This window comes from Staphylococcus microti (assembly GCF_000934465.1).
Classification (GTDB): domain Bacteria; phylum Bacillota; class Bacilli; order Staphylococcales; family Staphylococcaceae; genus Staphylococcus; species Staphylococcus microti.
Genome location: NZ_JXWY01000153.1, coordinates 1 through 225, shown reverse-complemented (window position 1 = coordinate 225; position 225 = coordinate 1). Strand labels below are relative to the sequence as shown.

At 27.1% G+C, this 225-nt stretch carries 1 protein-coding gene; it reads right to left on the bottom strand.

Annotated features, from left to right (window positions below):
* A partial coding sequence (locus TP70_RS10910) for a replication initiation protein (protein WP_044361618.1) occupies positions 1 to 225 on the bottom strand: 225 nt, incomplete at both ends.

Sequence of the window (225 nt, the reverse complement as noted above, 5' to 3'; positions counted from 1 at the left end):
AATCCTAATTCATTAATAATAGGAGTCAGGACTTTTTGGTTAATATGTGTCATACGATAACTAGCAGGAATATCTAATCGTTCTCTAAAATCATTAATTTGTATCTTGAAATTCCCTGTATGTTTATATTGTTTTAGTAGTCTAAACATATTTTTCGAATAAGTGGATTTAAGATGCGTCATTTCTTTTAATTCAAACTTAGTAAAATCTGCAGTGATTTCATTT